Below are 4,485 nucleotides of genomic sequence, written 5' to 3'. Positions count from 1 at the left end.
GGAAGTCGTAGCCGAGCGCGCGCACGAACAGGAAGACGAAGAAGCTGCCGGCGCCCGGCCCGAAGAAGCCGTCGTAGAAGCCGACCACCGCGCCGATCAGCGAGGCCCAACCGGCCTCCGCGCGCCCGTGGTGGAGCGGTGCGTGGCTGCGGCCGAGATCCTTGCGGGCGAGCGTGTAGACCAGCACCGCCAGCAACACGAAAGGCAGCGCGCGGCGCAGGCCGTCGGCGCTGATCTGCGTGACCGTCCACGCCCCGGCGAAGGCGCCGATCAGTGCCGCGGCGGCAGCCGGCATCAAGGCGGACCAGGGCAGCCGGACGCGGCGCGCGAACTGCGCGGTCGCCCAGGCGGTGCCCCACACGGCGGCGCCCTTGTTGGTACCGAACAGGGTGGCCGGCGCGGCGTTCGGGAACACGCTGAACAGCGCCGGCACCAGGATCAGCCCGCCGCCGCCGACGATGGCGTCGACGAAACCGGCGAACAGCGAGGCCAGCGTGACGATGGCGAGGTCGAGCATGGCGGGCGCCGCAGCGGCAGGAGGACGGGCGGCGAGGGTAGCCCAAGCGCCGCGCCCGAACGGCGGCGGTACGTGAACAAACGCGATGCCACAAAACAAAGAGCGCCGGGGGTACCGACGCTCTTCAAGCGCAGACGGATGGGCCCGCGCCGTGTTTGTGTGACCTTTGTCGGTCGCGACGGAACGCAGTCCGCCTTGGTTTTCGCTTTGTCTCCTCGGTCCCCCGTCAGACGGGCACGCCCGTCGCGAGTCTGCGCACTTTAGGCAGTCACGGTCGGACGGTGCATCGGGGTTTACCTTCGGCCGCTGTGCAGCCGCGCGGGTTCACCAGCGCGCCGAACAGTCCGGCACCGTCGTCGAGGCGACAACTGCGGCTCCGCGACTCAGCGCCGGTGGCCGCCGTCTGCGACGATCCAGGCTGCCGCCTGCTCGGCGATCATCAAGGTGGGGCTGTTGGTGTTGCCGCTGGTGATGGTCGGCATCACGCTGGCATCCACCACGCGCAGACCGCCCACGCCCCGCACGCGCAGCCGGGCATCGACCACCGCATCGGGATCGTCGGCGCGGCCCATGCGGCAGGTGCCCACGGGGTGGAAGATGGTCGTGCCGATGTCGCCGGCAAGCTGGGCCAATTCCTCGTCGCTCTGGTACTGCAGGCCGGGGCGGAACTCCTCGGGCCGATAGCCGGCGAGCGCCGGCTGGGCGGCGATGCGCCGCGTGACGCGCAGGCTGTCGGCGGCGACCTGGCGGTCCTCGGCGGTCGAGAGATAGCGCGGCGCGATGGCGGGGGCGTCCTCGAAACGCGGGCTCTTGATGCGTACGCTGCCGCGGCTGGTCGGGTTGAGATTGCACACGCTGGCGGTGAACGCATCGAAGCCGTGGAGCGGTTCGCCGAAGGCCTCCAGGCTCAGCGGCTGCACGTGGTATTCGAGGTTCGGCCACGCGTGCCCGGGCGAGGAGCGCGTGAAGGCGCCGAGCTGCGAAGGCGCCATGCTCATCGGCCCGCTTCGTCGGGCCGCGTACTCCAGCCCGATCAGCGCCTTGCCCCACCACGAGGCAGCGCGCGTGTTCAGCGTGAGCCGCCCGGCTCGGGCGCCCGTCACCTTGAACACGGCCCGGATCTGAAGGTGGTCCTGCAGGTTTTCGCCAACGCCCTGGAGCGCGTGCTGCACGGGCACGCCGCGCTCTCGAAGCAGCTCGGCCGGTCCGATGCCGGAGAGCTGCAGCAACTGCGGCGAGCCGATGGCACCGGCGCACAGCAGCACCTCGCCGTCGACCTTGACCGTCTGCAGCCCCTGCGGCGTGCGCACTTCGCAGCCGGTGCAGCGCAGCGCACCGGCTGTGCCGCGTTCGAGCAGCAAGCGGGCGACTTGCGCGCCGGTCCACATCGTGAAGTTCGGCCGGCCATGACAGGCCGGCCGCAGGAAAGCGCGCGCCGTGTTCCAGCGCCAGCCGGCGCGCTGGTTGACCTCGAAGTAGCCGACGCCTTCGTTGTCGCCGCGGTTGAAATCGCGGCTCGCCGGAATGCCGGCCTGCCGCGCGGCCAGTGCAAAAGCGTCGAGCAGATCCCAGCGCAGGCGCTGCTTCTCGACACGCCACTCGCCCCCGCGCCCATGAAAGGCGGCGAACTCCGGGTCGGCGGCGTCGCCGCCATGGTGGTCCTCGTGCTGCCGGAAGCGCGCCAGCACGGCCTCCCACCGCCAAGCGTCGTCGCCGGTCACGTCGGCCCAGTGCTCGTAATCGCGCGACTGGCCGCGCATGTAGATCATGCCGTTGATGCTGGAGCAGCCGCCGAGCACCTTGCCGCGCGGGTAGCGCAGCACGCGGCCGTTCAGCCCCGGGTCGGGCTCGGTGCGGTAGAGCCAGTCGGTGCGCGCGTTGCCGATGCAGTGCAGGTAGCCGACCGGGATGTGGATCCAGTGGTAGTTGTCGCGCCCGCCCGCCTCGATGAGCAGCACGCGCTTGCCCGGGTCGGCGCTGAGCCGGTTGGCGAGCAGGCAGCCCGCGGTGCCGGCGCCGATGATCACGTGGTCGAAGCGCAGCGCGTCGCTCATCGGAGCCCTTCGTGCGACGGGACCATCGGCCGATCCACCAAGGCGATGCGGGCCGGCCTGAGAGCGGCCCGGCACTCGGCCCGCAGCGGACGAATCATCGCCGGATGGCTCAGCGCGGCAGCGCCGTCGCCAGCACAGGGAACAGCTGCATCAGCCCCGCGGCCATGATCTCGACCGCCATGGCGGCGAGGATCAGGCCCATCAGCCGCGTCATCACGTTGATGCCGGTCTGGCCGAGCACCCGGGCGATGCGCCCCGAGGCCATGAAGGCGACGTACACCGCCACACCGATCACCACGCCGTAGAGCACCAGCGTGCCGAGCTGCCACCAGTGCGGGCTCTGCTCGGCGTAGATCACCACTGTCGAGATGGTCGCCGGGCCGGTAAGCAGCGGAATGGTCAGCGGCACCACGGCGATGCTGTCGCCGGCATCGGCGCGCTCGGCGCCTTCGCTGACGTCCTCCTTGCTTGTTTCGGCCGGCTGCGCATGCAGCATCTGCAGCGAGCTGATCAGGAGCAAGGTGCCGCCGCCGACCTGGAAGGAGGCGATGCTGATGCCGAAGAACTCGATGATGCGCAGCCCGGCGAGCGCGCTGACGGCGATCACCACGAAGGCGCTGAAGGCGCTGACGCGGATCGTGCGCTGGCGCTGCGCGCGGTTGAAACCGCTCGTGAAGCTGATGAAGAAGGGGATGGCGCCGATCGGGTTGACGATCGCCAGCAACGCGATCAGCGGCTTGAGGTCCATGACGCGATTCTCGGGCCAGCGCGGCTGGTCTGCGATCAGGCCGACTCGGCGAGGGTGCGCAGGTAACGCAAGCCGGCCGCCGCACGCGGCCCGTACCAGCTGAGCCGTTCGCCATCGACGAGTTGTGCCTGGGCGCCTGGGCACAGGTCAATTGCTTCGGCCAAGTGGCTGGCGTCGAAACGGTAGGGTTCACTGCTGAGCAGCACGCGGTCCACGCCGGCGAGCCACGACTCATCGCCCTGCAGCGCAGGGTAGCGCGCGGCGCCGCTCGGGCCGCCGTCCTGCGGGGGCAGGCTGCGCCAGTTCACCGTCCTGAGCATGCGGGCGATGTACGTATCGCGCGCTACTGTCATCCAGGGCGCGCGCCAGATCAGGTACAGCACTCGCTGCTCCGGCCAGGCCTGCGCTTCGCTGCGGGCCAGTTCGCCGGCCAGCTCGTCGGCGAGTGCCGCCGCATGCTCGGCGACGCCCGGCTCGGCAGCGAAGGCCGCGCGCAGTTGCTCGAACAACGCCAGGTTGTCGCGCGGCGAACAGGGGTGCGTGACGATCACCTGCGGCACGAACTCGCGCAAGGCCTCGACCGTCTCGCGCCGGTTCTCGTCGATATTGACCAGCACATGGGTCGGCGCCAGCCGGCGCAGCTTGCCGAGGTTCACGTCCTTGGTGCCGCCGACCTTGGGCACGTCGGCCACGTCATGCGCAGGATGGATGCAGAAGCCTGTGCGCGCCACCAGCCGCGGCCCCAGGCCGAGGGCGATCACCAATTCGGTGAGGCTGGGCACCAGGCTGGCAATGCGCACTGCGTCACCGCGCATCTCAGCCGGCGCACAGACCGGCGTGAGCCGGGACGGCGCCGTTACAACACTCGCGGGATCGCACCGTACTCAAACACAAAGGTTCACACATAATGGTTTCGTTTTTTCGGTGCGGCGCCTTCTCTGGATTGGTTCCGGCGGGTTGAGGCTCCACATGGTGTTTCAGGTACCCGAAGGTACCGTTTAAGAGGAAGAAAGGCGCTCCCCCATGGGCAACAAGCTCTATGTAGGCAATCTGGCCTACGGTGTACGTGACGAAGAACTCCAGCAGTCCTTCGGTCAGTTTGGCACGGTCACATCGGCCAAGGTCATGATGGACCGCGATACCGGTCGCTCGAAAGGCTTCGGCTT

At 69.5% G+C, this 4,485-nt stretch carries 5 protein-coding genes; 1 reads left to right on the top strand and 4 read right to left on the bottom strand.

The genetic code is table 11. The features are described 5' to 3' along the window. From H0W38_RS17255 to H0W38_RS17240, 4 genes are all read right to left on the bottom strand, one after another. Positions 1-517: TSUP family transporter (locus tag H0W38_RS17255; protein ID WP_292456348.1), on the bottom strand; the 517-nt coding region annotated here is incomplete at its 3' end. 383 nt (positions 518-900) lie between these two features. Beyond that, positions 901-2,571 carry a GMC family oxidoreductase gene (locus H0W38_RS17250; RefSeq protein WP_292456345.1) on the bottom strand — a complete coding sequence of 557 codons (1,671 nt, stop codon included), beginning with the start codon at positions 2,569-2,571 and terminating at the stop codon, positions 901-903. A gap of 109 nt (positions 2,572-2,680) precedes the next feature. After that, complete coding sequence (locus H0W38_RS17245; RefSeq protein ID WP_292456343.1) at positions 2,681-3,319, bottom strand: MarC family protein; 639 nt, start codon at positions 3,317-3,319, stop codon at positions 2,681-2,683. Positions 3,320-3,354: 35 nt separating this feature from the next. Next, on the bottom strand, positions 3,355-4,134 hold the full coding sequence (locus H0W38_RS17240) for a helical backbone metal receptor (RefSeq protein WP_292456340.1): 780 nt from the start codon (positions 4,132-4,134) through the stop codon (positions 3,355-3,357). A gap of 208 nt (positions 4,135-4,342) precedes the next feature. On the opposite strand from H0W38_RS17240, the gene H0W38_RS17235 reads away from it, so the two are divergent. Next, the coding region (locus tag H0W38_RS17235; RefSeq protein WP_367162312.1) for an RNA recognition motif domain-containing protein at positions 4,343-4,485 on the top strand (143 nt) is incomplete at its 3' end.

The organism is Methylibium sp., assembly GCF_013817365.1.
GTDB lineage: Bacteria > Pseudomonadota > Gammaproteobacteria > Burkholderiales > Burkholderiaceae_C > Methylibium.
Note: the sequence above shows the minus strand (reverse complement) of the source record. Positions and strands in the feature narration are given on the sequence as shown.

Bases quoted from the DNA above. Each gene is read 5' to 3' on its own strand.
- H0W38_RS17250 (WP_292456345.1), bottom strand. From the start codon at position 2,571: ATGAGCGACGCGCTGCGCTTCGACCACGTGATCATCGGCGCCGGCACC.
- H0W38_RS17245 (WP_292456343.1), bottom strand. From the start codon at position 3,319: ATGGACCTCAAGCCGCTGATCGCGTTGCTGGCGATCGTCAACCCGATC.
- H0W38_RS17240 (WP_292456340.1), bottom strand. From the start codon at position 4,134: ATGCGCGGTGACGCAGTGCGCATTGCCAGCCTGGTGCCCAGCCTCACC.